Source organism: Hymenobacter tenuis (assembly GCF_054780495.1).
In genome coordinates this window covers 586,502-603,279 of record NZ_BAAGWF010000004.1, presented here as the reverse complement: position 1 = coordinate 603,279, position 16,778 = coordinate 586,502, and the positions used below count along the sequence as shown (strand labels likewise).

Sequence of the window (16,778 nt, the reverse complement as noted above, 5' to 3'; positions counted from 1 at the left end):
GATGGAAGGAATGGATAGATTAAAGAATAGGAGCGTCAGACGTGGCCGGAGCGGCCGGAGGCGGGGTAAGGTCCTGTCGGTTTACTTGCACCACCTCCTGGCGCAGCACTACCGTATGACTCTCCTGGGTAGGGACTTGGTGTTTAGTGATGTGCAGCTCTTCTACCACCAGCATTCGTTTCACTACTACTTCGCGCACCACCGGAATCACCATGGTGTCGCCTTCGTAGCGTACGCCGGGCAGCGTGGCGCCATCCGGAACGAATGTATTGACGGGTACGCGCTCTACTTGTACCTCATCATGCAGCAGATCAAGCTGTACTGTTTCCTCGTGTTGCTGTACGGTTTTGGTCACGAACACGCGGCCCGTTTCCACTACCTCACGCCGAACAACGGCTTGCTCTTCAATAACAGGTAGTACCACTGCCCCGGCAGCTGGGGCCGGGTCAGGGAGACGAGCCCCGGAAGCGGAAGTTGGCGTAGTGTTCATGGGGCTTTTTCTACGCCTCCATGACAGGCATGTTGCTACTGACGAGCTGTATTTTACCTATATAAAATTTTGTCTTTTATAAATCATCTTGTATATCTAATTCACTATTAACAAACCATATAGTGTCTTAAACAAGCACGTAAAACTACTTCGGACAAATAAGCAGATATTTCGATTATATAATTTTACTATGATTAACTCACGCAGGATAGACGTGTAAATTTCACTTGTTGCCAGACCTATATGCCAGCGGCTGGTGGGGTACTGAACACCACTTCGCACGCGCATTTCAGAAGTTTTAGCCTACTCCAGCCAGAAATTCATCTTGCCCAGCGCCACCCAAGCAACCTTACAGCTTTATCGGCGCTCTGTTCAACTAGGTGCTACCGTTGCTTGAACCGCGCTCCGCCTAGTCCTGCTGTAGTCTTCCGTTACCATGTGGCCTACACTTGCGCTTGCAACTCCAGGTGTAGTGCCAAGCTGCGGCGCAATGGCTTGGCTGGTGTATTGAGCCTAGGGAGCCGTGCTTGTTTTACGACTGCGTGGAGCTGGTGTACTTTCACTTTTGATTTAGCTTATTGTTTGTATGTCGCGCGTTTTGCTTTTGCTGTTGGCCGGATGGCTGGTAGCCTCCTGCACCCCTAGTAATTACGCGGCCCGCACCCTCGATGCCTCGGCCCTAACGGCACACCGAACGGTTGCCATTCTGCCCTTTGAAGTAACCCAAGACCGGTTTCGAATGCGCGACCTGCGGTACTTGGGCTCCGATACCACCCTAGCAACTCAGCAGCGCGTGCAACAGGACTGGACGGCTCAGCAGCAGGCCGAAAGCCAAGAGCTGGCCTACGAGCTACAGCAATTGCTGTACGCGGAGCTGCAGAAACAACGACCAGCGGCCGGCTACACGGTGCAGCTCCAGCCCGTGCCCGAAACCAACCGACGCTTGCAGGCCGCGGGCATCAGCTACGCCAATTTGCCGGAGCGCTCTATGAGCGAGCTGCAGCAGGCGCTAGGGGTTGACGCCATCCTCTCGGGCCAGACGGACCTGTACCAACCCCTACCTGGTGGGCTAGCCCTGGCGGCCCGCCTGCTTCTGAATGAGCCCTTGCTCGCCACCGATTCGCCCTCCAGTATTCCTTTCAGCCAGGCCACCACCAACCTAACGGTACACGACTGCCGCTCTGGGCAGCTAACGTGGCGCTTCGATTACGACCGCACGGGTTCGGCGGCACTCAAGCCGGCCAAGCTCGCCGCTGATTTGGTTCGCCGGTCGGCAAGCGACTTTCCGTACCGCCGCCTGAAATAACGGTTGGCTACCACCCCCGCTTCTGGCCGCAAGTGGCCATGCGGTGCTTACTTTGTTTTCTCCACCGTTAGTATAGCCGTGCCCCGGCCGGGAGAACCGGCTGGCGAAAGTCCTTCAGCCTGCAAACGGAAGACGCCGGTTTTCTCAGAGGTATAAAATGATATGGTGACCACACCGGCAGCAGACGTATGCACCGTAGGATTCCAATAAATAGTGGCTCCGCGCTTATCGGCAGCAGCGGCGCTAGGGTTGGTGCCGTACGCCGGCTCGTAAAACTTCCGAGCCTGGTAAAAGCGAGGCGGCATGTACATGTTCGGCTCGCGGGTGGGCTGCTGGTCAGCCGCCGGGTTGTAGTTGGGGTTAGCGTACTTCGTGAAAAACGCAATAGCGCCAGCCCCGGCCCGGTCGCCGAAAATAGCGGCGGAGCTGGGCTTTAGCACCTCAATGGTTTCGAAATCCGTGACCGGCACCGAGTTAATCATGTTGATATCGGTGGGCACACCATCGAGCAGAAACAGAGGGACTGCGGTTTTTATGGAAGGTGCATCCGAGGAAGCCGTTCGAGAATTACCGCCACCAACAGGACTAAGCCGCGACTGCTGAACCGAGTTAACGCCGCGCATGGTTATCTGCACAAAGTTCTGATTGGATACTACACTTAGGCCCGCCACCCGGCCCTGCAGCACCTGCACCACATCCCGATAGGTGCTGATTCCGGCAATATTTTTAGTCTGGATAACAGCATCCGCTCGCCCGTAAATCCGCCGGTTGTCTGGTTTTAGCGCGGCTTTACTTCCTTTTATGGTTACGTTGCTGAGCAGAATGCTGCGCCCGTTGGGGGTAGGATCAGCGGTGGCACTACTCCTAGCGCTGGCCAGCAGCGCCACGCGGTTTTCCGGCGGCATGGGGAGCTGCAGGGCCTGCGCTACCTCCGAAACGGCTGGGTAATCAGTATCGAGCAGGAGTTGGGGCTGCCGCACTTTACGGGTGGGTTTGGCTTCCAACCGAACCAGCGCTGTATCGAGGCCCGAAAAGCCGGTGAACACAAAGCGGCCTTCGGCATCGGTGAGGGTTTGCTGCGGGGCGGCGGATTTAGAACGAGTAAGCTCAACGGTGACGCCAGGTAATGGCTCTTGGCGCGAGCCCACTACCCTGCCGCGCAGGCTCAACGTACGCTCCAGCGGATGCGGAAAGTTGCCCAACTGGCCTGCTAGCAGCGGCTGCCAGGCAAACCGGCGCCAGCCCTGGGTCAGCAGTAAATCATCGAGGGCTTGCTTGGTGGCCGGCGTAGGGCTAGTAAAATAGAAGGCAGGCTGCTCCACGTGGCCGCGCAAATCCGAGGTCACCAGCAGGTGGGTCCGGATATCGGTTTCGTAGCCGGTGGGAGCCGCCAGGGCCGCCTCGGTAACGGCCAGAGAAAAGTCGGCGGCAACGGGGCGCCCGGCAGCACCCTGCGCGGCTACTTTCACCGTCACTTTTTCACGAGGAGCATACACCGCTTTATCAGGCTGCAGGGTGAGGCGCACGCCGGGGTCGGTATCAGCGAAAGCCAGCCGCTCGCACCGTGCGGCGCGTTGGCTATCGAAGACGGTGAAGTGGATGATGCCGGCCGGAAACTGACTTTTCAGAATCTTCGGCGCGAAGGGCGCACGGCCTTGCAGCTCGGTTTGCTCCAGGTACACCATGCGGCCGCGCACGTGCGCCATCACCGTGATGCGCTCCGCAGCCGCGTCGGTGGCCCCAGCTTGGCGCTGCACCGTGAGCTGATATGCATCGCCCAGGTCCTGCACGCGCAATGCCAGGCCCGAAGGCTGAGCAGCAGGCAACGCATACGTAAGCTCGGGACCATTGCCCGGCCGGATGCGGGCTGTATAGCGCTGGCCGGCCGCGGGCACCAGCTCAAAGCGCCCCATACCCAGGTGCTGGCTGCGGAGCTCGGCCACTACGTTGCCTTGCGCATCCTGAACCGTTCCTGTTATAGCCAAGCCCAACCCATTTGGGCCAGTGGCCTTAAACCCTACCACACTGGGCACCCCATTCACCAGCTGGCCGCCTTCCGGAAAAAACTGCACATCGGGCTTGCCGGCGGGGTTTTCACTGCGGGAAGGGCTAGTGTTTTCTGACCATACGGGCAGCACGCGGCTAAAGAAAAACTCCGGGGTGTTGCGCATCCAGCTAGTGTAGGCGCGCACGGTATACCCGCCCTGCGGAAGCTCGGGGGGCAGCACAAAGTCGCCGGGGGCGCCCCCGTTCTGCAGGGCCAGTACCTGATGCCCCAGTACCTGCTGATCAGGGCCAATTAAATCAACATACACGGCCCGGCTGCTATCGGGCTGGTGGCGGGCAGCATCTACTACATACGCCTTAAACCAGATGGTTTCGCCCGCGGCATAACTGTCCTTATCGAAATGCAGATAGGCTTTTTCGGGAGCGGCGGCCTGATAAAAACGCGCCAGTTGCTGCTCCACCAAGCGAGCAAACTCATCGAGGGGAAGTCGGAAGGATACGAGCAGCCCGGCGGCCAAAACAGCCAGTAACAGTCGAGGATAATGCATGGCGGATTACTAGATAAAGATTGTGTCCGAAGTATAGCGCTAATTTATCTACCTGCTGCCCACAGCCTTCTCCCGCCTCTTGTCTGATTCTGATGGCCGGCTACTAGCCCTTCTGGCCCGCTCAACCGCTCCGGCGCCTGAAACGAAACCCAACCGTAGTGGCCCAGCCGCAACATTCAGGTGGCAGAGCGGGTAGTTACTAGCTCCTGCACGCCCGGCAACGCCGCCGGGGCGGCAGGGCATCACCGTTATTTTTCTGGCTATGGAATACATTGAACTAGGCAACTCCGGCTTACAGGTTTCGCGCATTACGTTTGGCAGCTGGGCAGCCGGCGGCTGGATGTGGGGCGGCACCGAGCAGAACGACGCCGTAGGCGCCATCCGGGCCTCGTATGAGCTGGGCGTCACCAGCATTGATACGGCGCCTATTTACGGGCAGGGCCTAAGCGAGGAAATTGTGGGCGAAGCCATTAAAACTCTACCCCGCGACAAGGTGCAGATCCTGACCAAGTTTGGCATGCGCTGGGACGATACCAAAGGCGACTTCGGCTTCAAGAGCAAGAACAACGAGGGCCAAGACATTGATGTGTACAAGTACGCTGCGCCGGAAAGCATCATGAAGGAGTGCGAAGACAGCCTGCGCCGCCTTGGCACCGACTACATTGACTTGTACCAGATCCATTGGCCCGATATCACCACGCCCATTGCCGATACCATGGAAGCTGTGCAGCGCCTCGTGGAGCAGGGCAAAGTGCGCGCCATTGGCGTGAGCAATTACTCCGTGGAGCAGATGCAGGAAGCTGAGCAGGTAGTTAAGCTCGCCTCTAACCAGGTGCCCTACAGCATGGTACGCCGTGATATTGAGAAGGATGTGGTGCCCTATTGCCTGGAGCACAACAAAGCCATTTTGGCCTATAGCCCGCTGCAGCTAGGCCTGCTCACGGGCAAAATCAAGCCGGGCCAACACTTCGATGCCAGCGACCTGCGCTGGGGCCACCCGCTGTTCACTCCGGAGTTTGTGACGCGCGTAAATGCCTTCCTCGACAAAATCAGGCCGATGGCGGAAACCAAAAACGCCACACTGGGGCAGTTGGTGCTCCGCTGGACCCTAGCGCAGCCTGGCATTTCGGTGGCACTGGTGGGCGCACGCAACGCTGAGCAGGCCGTGCAGAATGCTCACGCTATTGATGTGCAGCTTTCCCCGCAGGAGGTAGATTTCATTTCGCAACAACTAGCTCAGCTCTAGCAACCTTACGCGCGGGCTTGGTATCATCAGCGCATCAGGTGTTTCTCCTACTCTATAATCGCTTTACTTATGCGCCTATCTTTTCTCTCTGTGTGCGTGGCCGCGCTGGGGCTGCTTGGTAGCTGCGAAGACAAAAACCAGGATTCGCAGTTACCCGGTACGCGTTGGATGCTGGAAAAGGTGGAGGACTTCCCGATACTGGCTTCCAGCTATTCAGGCGCGCATAGCTCTTATATTGAGTTTGATGCCGCTACGGACAAGACCAGCGGCCAAGCGCCCTGCAACACGTACAGCGGTGTGTTTACCCTAGGCCCGGCGGGCCGGCTAACCATCAGTGAGCAGGCCACCACCAAGCTTACCTGTGGCGGACAAAGCCTGGAAGATCAGTATCTAAACGTGTTGCCCCGCACGGTTAACTACGAAATTAGTGGGCGAGAACTGCGCCTGTATGATGCCACCAATTCCCTGAAGCCCATCCTAGTTTTTAAAGACGCGGACTAGGTTCGTTATCAACCAAAACGGCCGCCCTATATTAGGGCGGCCGTTTTGACTTTGTAGGCTAGGCTGCTTATTAGCAGTTGCTGCCATCAATACCGCAGGCGGCGCCATCCGCGCCGGCCAGCTGCACCGGCTGCGGCCGCGACTCTTCCCACACTTTTTCCAGCACTTCCTGGAACAGCTCCGTGGGCTGGGCGCCCGACACAGCGTACTTATCATCGAACACGAAGTAGGGCACGCCGCGCACGCCAATCTGGCGAGCCTGGTACTCGTCGTGGCGCACCTCCTGCTCAAACTCATTGGAGTGTAGCACCTGCGCTACTTCAGTGGCGGGCAGGCCTAGCTCAGTGGCCAGGCGCGTGAGCGTAGCGAAGTCGTTGAGGTCTTCGCCTTCCTCCAGATAGGCCTTGAAAAAACGCTCCTTGGCCGCGTCCTGCTTGCCGTGGCGCTCGGCCAGGTGTACAAGGCGGTGGGCATGCAGCGTGTTGGCGTGCACGGCCTTATCGAAGTCGAAGGCCAGGCCCAGTTCAGCAGCCGACTGGGTCATGTTGGCGCTCATTTGGCGGGCCCAGGCCTCGGTGTTGTTGTATTTGGCGGCGAGGCGCTTGTAGAGGCTCACACCGGGCTCGGGCTTGGCTTGCGCATCCAGCTCAAAGCTGCGCCAGTGAATTTCTACGTTCTCGGCGTGGGGAAATTTTGCCAAGGCATTTTCCAGGCGCCGCTTGCCGATGTAGCAGAACGGGCACACGATATCGGACCAGATTTCTATTTTCATGGGAAGAAGATCTATGTTTTCAGCAGGCTATAAGCCTCGCAAGGACCAAAAAGTTTTCCGAGGCTTTGGAAAGGCGCATTACATACGCCAAGTTGTATTCGGTAAATAACGGCTACCAGAGCCAACACTTACCTATATAAGAAAAGCTGAATAGTATGTGTGTTAGGGCTACTTGTAAAAGCACTTGGATTTTTTTGCTGTGTGTAGCACTGCTTAGCAATTGCCAGCAAAAGCAGCCCGAAGAACACAGCTATTTGATTGTAGCGGATGTGGAAGGGTGTAAAGACTGTCAGGCAAAATTATGGATGCAAGACTCCGTTATCAATGCGACGCAAACCGCCAATGGCCGCTTTTCACTGCGGGGGGTAGTTACCCAGCCCGGTCTCTACGGTCTTCGCTACGTCAGCAAAGCAGATAACACGGTTTCAGGCTACATCGAGCTGCAGCTGCCTACCGACTCTATTCATATAAGAGCCACGAAAAAGCTGATTCGAACCGACTTCTATCAGCGGCCCGATATGGGTTCTTATTTAAAAAACACGGTCGTTTTCTCTACCTCCCCGCTGCAACAGCAGTGGGAGCAATATCTACTCACGCGGGACAGCCTCTGGCATAAGTTTTTCGTTGATAAAGCCTTGGTCACGGCCAAGTTTAGGGAGACCTTCGGCTCCGGCAATAAAGCTCTGATAGAGCAATGGGCGGACTCCGTCAACGGCTTCAATTACCGGGCGTCCAGTTACTGGGCCGCGGCGGCTGATCTATTCGTTCGGCAACATCCTACCTCCGTGGTAGCACTTTATGCTATGCTGGATAACCGCAATGACCGGCCTTCGGTGGAGCGCTTCCGTCAGTACTACCAAGCTATGCCGGCGCAGCTGAAACAGAGTTACACGGGCCAGCTACTCGACAAGCAGCTGGCCAAAAACGAAGGCCGCAACCAGAACAGTCAGCGCTTTGTGGGCCGCCGCATCCAGCACCTGGCGGGCAAGACCCCAACGGGCCAAGTGCTGGATGCGGCACGCCTCTTTCAACAGAATAAACTAACGCTGATTGAGTTTTGGGCGAGTTGGTGCGGTCCCTGCCGCATGGAAATGCCCCAGTATCGCCAACTATACAACCAGTACCACAGCAAAGGCTTCGGCATGATTGGCGTCTCGCTGGACAACAACTACAACAAGTGGGTGCAAGCCATTGCCGAGGACAGCCTGCATATCCCGCACCTATCGGAGCTGCAAGGCGGGAATGGAGAGGACATCAGGCGTTTTGCCGTTACCGGCATCCCGGCCAACCTGCTTGTGGATAGCACAGGCCACATTGTGGCCGTCGATGTCTTGCTGCCAGGACTGCGAAAGAAATTACAACAAACTTTATAACTATCGTTGGCCCTTACGGGCACTGATAAGCGGAAGCAGAAGGTAGCTTTACCTGGCAAGTATCTCTATGATGCGTAGGAGGGCCACATTGCGGCACCCCAGCTCAAAGACGTATGGTTTGGGGCCCAGCGGCTAGCTGCCAGAAACCGTCCTTACTCTGCTGTTTGCCACCAGTAAAACTACATGTAACAACTACTAGCCTAGCAACTTACTCTAACCCTATATCATGTCTACTACTTTCACGTCCTGCATTGAGGCGGGCGGGCCCAGCTTTATGCCTACGCAGGTGGTTGTGGTGCCGCCGCTGGTGCTGGAGGCACTGGGCGGCAAAAGCATAAAACGGGTAGTTGGCACGCTCAATGGGCATCCTATCCGGCTGAGCTTGCTGCCCCAAACCGGCGGGGGCCGCTACCTAATGCTCAACAAAGACCTGTGCCAAGCCGCCAGCGTGCAGGTTGGCCAGCAGGTTACGCTTATGCTCGCCCCCGACCCGGAGCCCGACCGCGTAGATATTCCGGATGAGCTTAGCGAAGCGTTTGCAGCCTGGCCCGAGGCCGGGCTAGGGTTTGAAAAGCTTTCCGCCAGTATGCGCCGGGCAGTAGTACAGCATATTACGACGGCACGGCAGCCGGAAACCCGCGCCCGGCGGGCCGTGGAGCTAACGGAACGCCTAGCTAAAGGCGCGCATCCGTTTCGGAAAGAGTAAGCTTACTTAGTAAGTACGATGCTCACCACTTTGCCCGCGCCGCTGACGGTAAACTTGCAGTCGTTGAAATCAGGAGGGGCTAGGCGGGGGCGCACATTGTTGGAAAAGGCAAAAGGCTCCGTGGGGATGCCCATAAAGTTCTTGTCCAGCTTATCGTTGTTGTTGGTATCCTGCGTGATGGCCACGGCCCAGTCGCCATTCGGCAACTCTACTGGCAAGGTTACCTGCCGCTGCCCGCCTGGCTTCACTACCCGCATGAAGGCATAGCCACCTTTCTCCAGAAACTTTTCCCGCACATTATAGAAGTACAGCTTCACGGAAGAAGAGGTAGAGGCCAGCGACGATACCACCACCGTGATGGAAGTGGCAGAGCCTGCCACCGGAGCCGCGGCCGGAACAGCCAAATCAGTAGCACAAAAAGCAGGGAGGCAAAGGAGCGGAAGTACTAGCATGGCAGAAGATAGGCATTGGAATGCAGGCTCTAACACACGCCGCTCAAAAATAATTACGTAGCCCCCGGTTACAGTTCCGCCACACTAGCCCTGCTAAAGCACCGAACCATCATGTAATCCTTTGAAATACAAGATCTAAACCTTGCACAAAAGTCAGGTTTGGGGCCAGTATCAGTCTAGTAAACGGTACTAAACACCGCTGCTTTTTCCTCAGAAAATTTGGCCGGAAAACAGCCCAAAAATTTGGAGGCAGGCAGCAGAAAAGCGACCTAAAATGGGAGCCGAAATTAGCATGCAACTATTTGCTGATTACCTTGCTCCTTGTACTACTCCTCACCCTATCTGTTGTGCTGCCTTATGCGTGGTTCCTTCCTCCTGACTTTGCTGACAAGCGCTGCGTTGCTGACCAGCTGCGCCAAAGACAGTGAACCCATGCCGGCACCCGTGTACCTGCTGGATCAGCGTTGGGAGCTAGTGGAGCTGGAAGGACAGGCCATTAGTGCGCAGCCCGGCAGCACTGCTACCGACTTGGTGCTTAGTGCCGTGGGCAGCACCAACTCAGGGCGGGCAGCCTGCAATACCTACGGCGGACAGTACACGCTGGCTCCTGGCTCACCGCAGCTCCGGTTCGGCACCCAAGCCAGTACGTATGCCACCTGCGCCGCCCAGTCACAGGAAACGCGCTACCTCGAGTTACTCCCTCAAGTGACGCGTTACACTATCAGCAACCATCAGCTTTCGCTGTATGATGCTGCGCACGCCCAGCCCTTGTTGGTGTACAAAGCCGCCAAGTAGGGGTTAAGAGTTACGAGATACCTAGTACAGTACCTACAAAGCAGCACGTCCTGATTCTGCCACGAGAATCAGGACGTGCTGCTGTTACGAAAGGATCAGAAGCCGATATTCAGGAGCAAGGGCTGCACCTGCCAGCGCTGGTCGAAGGAGTTATACACGGTACGAATCCCTAGCTCTAAGGGCGTGCGCAACCGCAACGGATTAAACACCGCCGACACATCGAAGCCCGTGGCATAATAGGACTTGCGCAGCGGGCCGGATTCACCGCGTACACCATCAGCAAATACGGCACCTTTCAGCCGCTGCACATACAAGGCCCGGCCCCACTCCCAATGCACATCAGCCAGCGGCAACCGGTATTCGGCGCTGTAGGAAGTGAGTTGGTTATAGCTCAGATACGGCAGAGAGCGGGGGTAGAATATGGCTGCTCCAAACCGGTACTGCTGTTGCTGCTGCCACTGATAGCCGGCCCGCAACCGCACAGCATGATGCCAGCCTATGCCGGGCAGAAATAAACTGGCCTGTACCGCCCGTTGCTCCGCCGAAATGCCCTTGCCGAAAGGCGTACCGCGCCACACCATGCTCACGCTCTGGCCCCAGCGCGGTGCTACATCGCGGTAGCTCTGGCGCAGCGTGCGTGAAAAGCTTAGGCTGCCCAGCAGCGCGTGCAGCGGCTGGCTACCAACCTCTGTGCGGCCCGGAGGTACCAGGAAATTGTATCCTTGTGTTTGCTCGAGTTGGTAATAAGCGCCGGCCGTAAAGGCGGTGAGCATGCGAGAGGTAGTGAGCACCAAAGGCAGGCGGCTACCCACGCTCAGGCGCGTGTATTGCCACCGGTCATCGGCAAACTCATCGGGAGCTACCGGGCCAATGGCGCGGCGGCCCCCGTGCTCAATTCCTAGGTCCAGTATCGGCCCCAAGCCCTGGTAGCTGGCATCGGCAAATACGCGGCCGGTGCGCTCTGTGGCATCGTAGCCAACGCCCGTTACCACTTGGGTTGTGCTGAGCACATCTTGGGCGCGCAACCCTAGGTTGAGGCCCGTGCCCGTAGGACTCTGCACCAAGCCCCAGCCATAGAGGTTGAGGGCGTGCGGCAGGCGGCGGTAGCGGTGCTCCGTAAGCGGCACTCCGGCCACCGAATCAGTAGGCAGAATGCTACCCACAGTGCGCGCGCCCGGCTCCTGGGCAGCCAGAACATCGGCGTAGGCGTTGGTGAGGTTGCCGGCCGTGGCCGCTACGGGGCGCCACTGGTCCGGAGTAAGCAGCATTTCCAGCACCCGGCTGCCTTGGGCCTGCACCTCATGGAACGCCAGCCGCTGCCCATCGGGCGCTACGGTAGCGTGGTAGGCGCCTACGGACCGGGCCGTTACCTGTCGCACCTCGCCGGTGCTGATGCGCACGGCGTACACCTCATCTTGGCCTGAGCGCGGCGAGTTAAACAGCACGTAGTCTTGCCAGGGCTGGGGGTGCGAGAGGTTGTCGTTGGCGGCGGGCAAAACGGTGCGGGCCTGGCCGGTTTCAACTTCCAGCAGCTCTAGCCGCTTGCCCGCGGGCTCCAACCGCACCAGCGCGGCTGTGCGCCCGTCGGCCCCAAAGCGTGGATGTAAGTAGGGCTCATTCTGGGGGTTGGGGTACGTACGCAGGGTAGCGCCGGTAGCAGCATCTAACAGTTGTAAGCGGTGCTGATAAGCCGAGTCGGTGCTGACGGCGAGCAGGCGTTGCCCATCCGGCGAGAGCACCGCCGCTGAGTAGCGCGTACGGCGGCCCGGGCGGCTCAGTCGGCCGGTGGCCAGGTCCAGAATGCGCAGCTCCGAATACACTTGCTGCTGCCAGCGCGGGTGGTACCGAAACTCCAGCCAGGCCGCCCGCCCGCCGCCCGCCGAAAGCTGCTCGGGGTTGTTGTTGAGGCCCAGCACAAGCAACTCCCGTTCCAGCCCACCCCTCCGCAACTCTACTAGCCGGGGCGTGTGGCCCAAGCCGCTTTTAAGGGCCAGCACTGTGTTGTTATCCAGATACTGTGGGTATTGGTACTCGGTGAAAATTTTCTCGGAAGAGGCCACGGGCAGCTGGGTGGCGAGGGTAAGCTCCCGGCGAGCTTGTTGGGTGCGCCAGGTACTGTCCAGCTCCTGCATGGTGCGCTGGTACAGGTCGTCGGTGCGCAGGCCGGTGGTCAGGCGCAGCTTATCGGAAAAGGAAAACGGATAGACCGGGAAGCGGTAGTAGCGGTTCAGCACATTGCCCCACACGCCGGGGCCAGCCGTGCGCTTAAGGCTTGTGGTGAGGAAGTACCCTAGCACATAGTGGTTGGGCACATAGTCGCGGTAAGAGCCGCCCACGGCTTTGGCGTAAGTGTAGCGGCGGCCAGCCAGCAGGTTGGCGCGCAGGTAGGCATCGAAGTTGGGAATGCGGCCGCGGCCACTGCGCGTTAGGGCAGTTTCAGTGCCTACCGCGTCGCCTTCGGCAAACCAATCGGGCACCCCCAGCGTCGTCAGGCCCAGGCCCCCATAGCCGCCCAGCGCGTAGCCAATCAGGCCGGAGCCCTGGCGCGCCTTATCATACTGTACCACGTGGCGATACTCGTGCACCGTGAGCTGATCAAGCCAGTCGAGGGTGCCTACTAGGTAAGGATCTTGGGGGAAGGTAGTAAAGAACTCGGAGTGGCGCGGCAGCAAGGTCACGAAGCCATTGCCGATAGTATTGCGGGTTTGCAGCACCACCGTGACGGGCCGTGCCGCTATGCCCAACGATGCGCCAGCGGGCTCGTGTACCTGCTCTAGCCGATGCGCCGTGCGGCGGGCACGGTCAGCAAACCCTGCTGGGTACAGCACCCGAAAGTGCGGCGTGCGCACCTCATACCAGCGCAGGGCCGCGGGCGTTTGCTGAAGGGCGGGCAGCAGGCTTTGAGCCGAAACTGCCCCTAGGGAAACGCCAGCCAGCAATGCCGTTGGCAGCAGGGTACGCAGAAAGAAAATCACGCAGCAAGCTAGGGTTGAAACTTCCGAATAAACTACCCGCGCCGCCGGAAAGCAAGCGCCCGGGAGTGCGGTTTTACATCTGGCGCAGCCAGGCGCTGGCAGTATCCATGCTGTCGAAGGTGAGCACAACGGGGCGGGTGGTGTATTTCAGGGTCAGGTCTGTGGAAAGGCGGCTGTACACGTTGGGCGAGTATACCCACGCAAAGTACTCTAGGCCCGCATCGGCCATGGCCGGAAACCACTCCGTGCCGCCCCACTCCGCCGCCTCCGACCACATACTGGTTACGAGTCGGTTATCATTCAGCACTTTATGGCACTGCTCCTGGCGCATCAGGTCCAGCATCCGCAGGGCGCCGGCTTTCACAGTTTCGCCGTTCTGTTCCCCGGTCCATTCGGCGGAAAGCCAGTTCTCCTGATAGTCAAAACAAATGCTGATGCTAGCATCTTGGTGCAGAAGACGTAAGGCCATGATAGAAAACTAACGAATAGGGTCGGGCTGACGAGGCGTTAAGGAACAGCTTCTACGGCGGCGGCCTCACCGGGGGTTTAAGTTCCTGCGTATATACTGCTCTTTCTCACTGATTTTACCTTCTTACCCATGCGGTATTTCTGTTTTGCCACCTTGCTGGCCGTGTTGTTTTCCTGCTCAGAGCGGCGCCCTGCCGAAGCCCAGACGGGTAGCCAGGTACTAGCCCGCTCCACAGCTTCTCCCGCCCCCCGCGATTTGCGCGGGCTGGCTACGGCCACGTTTGCCGGCGGCTGCTTCTGGTGCACGGAGGAAATATTTGAAGAGCTGAAAGGGGTGCAGGCGGTAGTATCAGGGTACAGTGGTGGCCGCGAGGCCAATCCTACGTATGAGGAAGTGGGCAGCGGCCAGACCAGCCACGCCGAAGCCGTGCAGGTGTACTACGACCCCAAGCAAATCAGTTTTGCTACGCTGGTAGATGTGTTTTTTCGGGCCGCGCACGACCCGACTACCCTGAACCGCCAAGGCCCCGATGCTGGCGCCCAATACCGCTCGGTGGCTTTTTACCGCACGCCCCAGGAAAAGCAACTTATTCAGGAAGCTATCCGGCGCGTAGATGCGGCCAAGCAATACAGCAACCCCATCGTCACGCAGGTGGTACCGTTTGCTACCTTCTGGCCCGCTGAAGGCTACCACCAAGGCTACTACCGACTGCATCCGCAGGAAGCGTACATCCGCAGCATCTCGACACCCAAAGTGGAGAAGTTTCGGCATACGTTTCCGCAGCTGCTCAAAAACCCGCTGTAGCCTTTCCTGAGTAGAGGCTCTATGGACAGCAACTGCCTAGCGTTTTGCCTTCGGGCAAGTGCTAGGCTCATGATAAGGCTAAAGCCTACGAGTTGGCGCTGGGTTTTCAGCTAACCAGGTGTACTTTGGGGGCCCATCCTCTTGTTTCTAGCTCCCTTTTATGGCTCAGCCGTTGCTGCTCTCGAAGCTGCCCGATGTAGGCACCAGCATTTTCTCCGTGATGACCCAGCTGGCCCAGGAAAGTGGAGCCATCAATCTGGCGCAGGGCTTTCCTGACTACGACCCGCCGCAGCCGCTACTGGAGGCGCTGGCCCGCCACGTGCTCACGCCCGGCCACCAGCAGTACGCGCCTATGCCAGGCCTGCCGCGCCTGCGCGAAGCCATTGCCGCCAAAACAACCCGTCTCTACGGCTACACGCCCGATGCGGCTACTGAAATTACCATCACGAGTGGCGCTACCGAGGCCCTGTACGCGGTGCTGGCGGCCGTAGTACGCCCCGGCGATGAAGTACTGATTCTGGAACCGGCCTACGACCTATATGCGCCCGCTGTGCGCTTGCAGGGTGGTACGCCGGTATACGTGCCGCTGCAGCTGCCAGGGTTTCGGCCCGACTGGGACCTAGTAGCTGCGGCTCTCACGCCGCGTACCCGGCTGCTGCTCATCAACTCCCCACACAACCCCACGGGCGCCGTCCTGACCGCCCAAGATTTGGACCAGCTGGCCGGTTTGCTACGCGATACCCCTACCCTACTGCTCAGCGACGAAGTGTATGAGCACATGGTGTTTGATGGCGAGCAGCACCAGAGCGTGATAGGCCACGCGGAGCTGCGCGAGCGGGCTTTTGTGCTGTCGTCGTTTGGCAAAACCTACCACGCCACGGGCTGGAAAGTGGGCTACTGCGTGGCACCGCCGGCTCTCACCACGGAGCTACGCCGCGTGCATCAGTTTGTGACGTTCAGCGTGAGCACGCCAACCCAGCACGCCCTGGCCGATGTGCTGGCGGATACGGCCCTATACGACTCACTACCCCAGTTTTACCAGCAAAAGCGCGACCTGTTCCGGGAGCTGCTGGCGCCCACGGGGTTTAGGCTGTTGCCGGTGCAGGGCAGCTACTTTCAGGTCGCTGATTTTCAGGACGTGGCCCCGGAGTTGGATGATGAAACGTTTGCCCGCCAGTTAACCCTTGAAAGCGGGGTAGCCGTGGTGCCTATATCAGCGTTCTACCACAATCGGCAGGATCACCGGTTGGTGCGCTTTTGCTTTGCCAAGCAAGACACTACCCTGCGCGCTGCTGCTGAGCGCCTGCCGCGGCGGTAGTTGGGGCCGGGAAAGTTTCGAATAGAAACATTTCCCTTTTTGGTATTACCTTTTTTCGGTATACTTCTTCCTGCTTCCTGACTTTCACTTTACGCTAGAGCTGTGTCTGACCTTACCGTTTCCTTTGTACAGGCTTCCCTGACCTGGCACGATGCGCATGCCAACCGCCAGGAACTAGGCCGGCACATGGATGCCATTTCGATTCCAACGGACCTGATTGTGCTGCCCGAAATGTTCACGACCGGCTTCAGCATGGAAGCGGCAGCCCTGGCTGAGCCTACCGAGGGCCCCACCTTGGAGTGGATGCGCCACCAAGCTGCCGCCCACGATGCCGTGGTTACCGGCAGCCTTATTGTGGAGGAAGAGGGCCGCTACTACAACCGCCTGCTGTGGGTGCAGCCCGATGGCTCGTTTAGCTACTATAACAAGCGCCACCTCTTTACCATGGCCGGAGAGCACCACGTGTACACACCCGGCACTGAGCGCCTGATTGTGGAGTGGCGCGGCTGGCGCATCTGCCCGCTGGTGTGCTACGACCTGCGCTTTCCGGTGTGGAGCCGCAACTCTCCCGACCAACCGTACGATTTGCTGCTGTACGTTGCCAACTGGCCCACCACTCGCCGCACCGCCTGGATAACGCTGCTGCGGGCCCGCGCCATCGAGAACTTGGCCTACACGCTCGGGGTAAACCGGGTGGGTATTGATGACAACAGCTTGGCCTATGCCGGCGACTCGGCCCTGCTTGATATGCGCGGCGAGTACCTAGTAGAAGTAGGCAACCAGGAAACCAGCATCACGCGGGCCCTGCGCCGCGACGAGCTAACCGCCTTCCGGGAGCGTTTTCCGGCCCTCAACGATGGCGACTCGTTTGAGCTGCACACGATACTAGCTCCCTCTGCTGGGTCAAAGTAGATAAAGGCATCTGGTGATAAAAAGAGAGGCCGCTTGACATTCAGTCAAGTGGCCTCTCTTTTTGAATTGATTCAGCAATTCTCCTGTCAGGACTGGTGCCATCT

15 protein-coding genes are annotated in these 16,778 nt (G+C 58.5%); 9 read left to right on the top strand and 6 right to left on the bottom strand.

Translation table 11 applies throughout. The annotated features are described in order from the left end of the window. Positions 1–19: 19 nt before the first annotated feature. Complete coding sequence (locus ACYVGU_RS16170) at positions 20–490, bottom strand: YsnF/AvaK domain-containing protein (RefSeq protein ID WP_460622915.1); 471 nt, start codon at positions 488–490, stop codon at positions 20–22. A gap of 586 nt (positions 491–1,076) precedes the next feature. On the opposite strand from ACYVGU_RS16170, the gene ACYVGU_RS16165 reads away from it, so the two are divergent. Continuing rightward, on the top strand, positions 1,077–1,796 hold the full coding sequence (locus tag ACYVGU_RS16165; RefSeq protein ID WP_460622914.1) for a hypothetical protein: 720 nt from the start codon (positions 1,077–1,079) through the stop codon (positions 1,794–1,796). 47 nt (positions 1,797–1,843) lie between these two features. Here ACYVGU_RS16165 and ACYVGU_RS16160 read toward each other — a convergent pair whose 3' ends face one another. Then, the gene (locus ACYVGU_RS16160; RefSeq protein WP_460622913.1) at positions 1,844–4,351 is read right to left on the bottom strand and encodes an MG2 domain-containing protein; all 2,508 of its coding nucleotides are present in this window, start codon (positions 4,349–4,351) and stop codon (positions 1,844–1,846) included. A gap of 262 nt (positions 4,352–4,613) precedes the next feature. Here ACYVGU_RS16160 and ACYVGU_RS16155 point away from each other — a divergent pair, with 262 nt between their 5' ends. Together ACYVGU_RS16155 and ACYVGU_RS16150 are read left to right on the top strand one after the other, a co-directional pair. Continuing rightward, on the top strand, positions 4,614–5,597 hold the full coding sequence (locus ACYVGU_RS16155) for an aldo/keto reductase (protein WP_460622912.1): 984 nt from the start codon (positions 4,614–4,616) through the stop codon (positions 5,595–5,597). 69 nt (positions 5,598–5,666) lie between these two features. Then, positions 5,667–6,098 (top strand): META domain-containing protein, encoded by a 432-nt coding sequence (locus ACYVGU_RS16150; RefSeq protein WP_460622911.1) that lies wholly within the window; start codon positions 5,667–5,669, stop codon positions 6,096–6,098. Between the two features lie 70 nt (positions 6,099–6,168). Here ACYVGU_RS16150 and ACYVGU_RS16145 read toward each other — a convergent pair whose 3' ends face one another. Next, the gene (locus tag ACYVGU_RS16145) at positions 6,169–6,870 is read right to left on the bottom strand and encodes a DsbA family oxidoreductase (protein ID WP_460622910.1); all 702 of its coding nucleotides are present in this window, start codon (positions 6,868–6,870) and stop codon (positions 6,169–6,171) included. A 305-nt stretch (positions 6,871–7,175) separates the two neighbouring features. Here ACYVGU_RS16145 and ACYVGU_RS16140 point away from each other — a divergent pair, with 305 nt between their 5' ends. Further along, a complete protein-coding gene (locus ACYVGU_RS16140; RefSeq protein ID WP_460622909.1) occupies positions 7,176–8,243 on the top strand; it encodes a TlpA family protein disulfide reductase in 1,068 nt (355 codons plus the stop codon). A gap of 226 nt (positions 8,244–8,469) precedes the next feature. After that, complete coding sequence (locus tag ACYVGU_RS16135; protein ID WP_460622908.1) at positions 8,470–8,949, top strand: YdeI/OmpD-associated family protein; 480 nt, start codon at positions 8,470–8,472, stop codon at positions 8,947–8,949. A gap of 2 nt (positions 8,950–8,951) precedes the next feature. Here the strand turns inward: ACYVGU_RS16135 and ACYVGU_RS16130 are convergent, their stop codons facing one another. After that, positions 8,952–9,401 (bottom strand): DUF2141 domain-containing protein, encoded by a 450-nt coding sequence (locus tag ACYVGU_RS16130; protein ID WP_460622907.1) that lies wholly within the window; start codon positions 9,399–9,401, stop codon positions 8,952–8,954. A gap of 357 nt (positions 9,402–9,758) precedes the next feature. Between ACYVGU_RS16130 and ACYVGU_RS16125 the strand changes: the two genes are divergently transcribed. After that, positions 9,759–10,196 carry an META domain-containing protein gene (locus tag ACYVGU_RS16125; protein WP_460622906.1) on the top strand — a complete coding sequence of 146 codons (438 nt, stop codon included), beginning with the start codon at positions 9,759–9,761 and terminating at the stop codon, positions 10,194–10,196. A gap of 95 nt (positions 10,197–10,291) precedes the next feature. On the opposite strand, the gene ACYVGU_RS16120 is transcribed toward ACYVGU_RS16125, so the two are convergent. Both ACYVGU_RS16120 and ACYVGU_RS16115 read right to left on the bottom strand, forming a co-directional pair. Continuing rightward, positions 10,292–13,171, bottom strand: coding sequence for a TolB family protein (locus tag ACYVGU_RS16120; protein WP_460622905.1), 2,880 nt, complete (start codon positions 13,169–13,171; stop codon positions 10,292–10,294). A 73-nt stretch (positions 13,172–13,244) separates the two neighbouring features. Next, on the bottom strand, positions 13,245–13,640 hold the full coding sequence (locus ACYVGU_RS16115) for a hypothetical protein (RefSeq protein WP_460613612.1): 396 nt from the start codon (positions 13,638–13,640) through the stop codon (positions 13,245–13,247). 129 nt (positions 13,641–13,769) lie between these two features. Here ACYVGU_RS16115 and msrA point away from each other — a divergent pair, with 129 nt between their 5' ends. The 3 genes from msrA to ACYVGU_RS16100 all read left to right on the top strand — a co-directional run bounded on the left by msrA (position 13,770) and on the right by ACYVGU_RS16100 (position 16,674). Then, on the top strand, positions 13,770–14,444 hold the full coding sequence (gene msrA / locus ACYVGU_RS16110) for a peptide-methionine (S)-S-oxide reductase (RefSeq protein ID WP_460622904.1): 675 nt from the start codon (positions 13,770–13,772) through the stop codon (positions 14,442–14,444). A 160-nt stretch (positions 14,445–14,604) separates the two neighbouring features. Next, positions 14,605–15,762: a pyridoxal phosphate-dependent aspartate aminotransferase family protein gene (locus ACYVGU_RS16105; protein WP_460622903.1), complete on the top strand. Its 1,158-nt coding sequence runs from the start codon at positions 14,605–14,607 to the stop codon at positions 15,760–15,762. Between the two features lie 102 nt (positions 15,763–15,864). Further along, entirely contained in the window at positions 15,865–16,674 is an 810-nt protein-coding gene (locus tag ACYVGU_RS16100) for a nitrilase family protein (protein ID WP_460622902.1), read from the top strand. Positions 16,675–16,778 lie beyond the last annotated feature (104 nt).

Excerpts from the sequence above, each read along its gene's own strand:
- ACYVGU_RS16145 (WP_460622910.1), bottom strand. The coding sequence starts at position 6,870 with ATGAAAATAGAAATCTGGTCCGATATCGTGTGCCCGTTCTGCTACATC.
- ACYVGU_RS16105 (WP_460622903.1), top strand. The coding sequence starts at position 14,605 with ATGGCTCAGCCGTTGCTGCTCTCGAAGCTGCCCGATGTAGGCACCAGC.
- ACYVGU_RS16165 (WP_460622914.1), top strand. The coding sequence starts at position 1,077 with ATGTCGCGCGTTTTGCTTTTGCTGTTGGCCGGATGGCTGGTAGCCTCC.
- ACYVGU_RS16130 (WP_460622907.1), bottom strand. The coding sequence starts at position 9,401 with ATGCTAGTACTTCCGCTCCTTTGCCTCCCTGCTTTTTGTGCTACTGAT.
- ACYVGU_RS16170 (WP_460622915.1), bottom strand. The coding sequence starts at position 490 with ATGAACACTACGCCAACTTCCGCTTCCGGGGCTCGTCTCCCTGACCCG.
- ACYVGU_RS16140 (WP_460622909.1), top strand. The coding sequence starts at position 7,176 with ATGCAAGACTCCGTTATCAATGCGACGCAAACCGCCAATGGCCGCTTT.
- ACYVGU_RS16125 (WP_460622906.1), top strand. The coding sequence starts at position 9,759 with ATGCGTGGTTCCTTCCTCCTGACTTTGCTGACAAGCGCTGCGTTGCTG.
- ACYVGU_RS16115 (WP_460613612.1), bottom strand. The coding sequence starts at position 13,640 with ATGGCCTTACGTCTTCTGCACCAAGATGCTAGCATCAGCATTTGTTTT.
- ACYVGU_RS16160 (WP_460622913.1), bottom strand. The coding sequence starts at position 4,351 with ATGCATTATCCTCGACTGTTACTGGCTGTTTTGGCCGCCGGGCTGCTC.
- ACYVGU_RS16135 (WP_460622908.1), top strand. The coding sequence starts at position 8,470 with ATGTCTACTACTTTCACGTCCTGCATTGAGGCGGGCGGGCCCAGCTTT.
- ACYVGU_RS16155 (WP_460622912.1), top strand. The coding sequence starts at position 4,614 with ATGGAATACATTGAACTAGGCAACTCCGGCTTACAGGTTTCGCGCATT.
- ACYVGU_RS16150 (WP_460622911.1), top strand. The coding sequence starts at position 5,667 with ATGCGCCTATCTTTTCTCTCTGTGTGCGTGGCCGCGCTGGGGCTGCTT.
- msrA (WP_460622904.1), top strand. The coding sequence starts at position 13,770 with ATGCGGTATTTCTGTTTTGCCACCTTGCTGGCCGTGTTGTTTTCCTGC.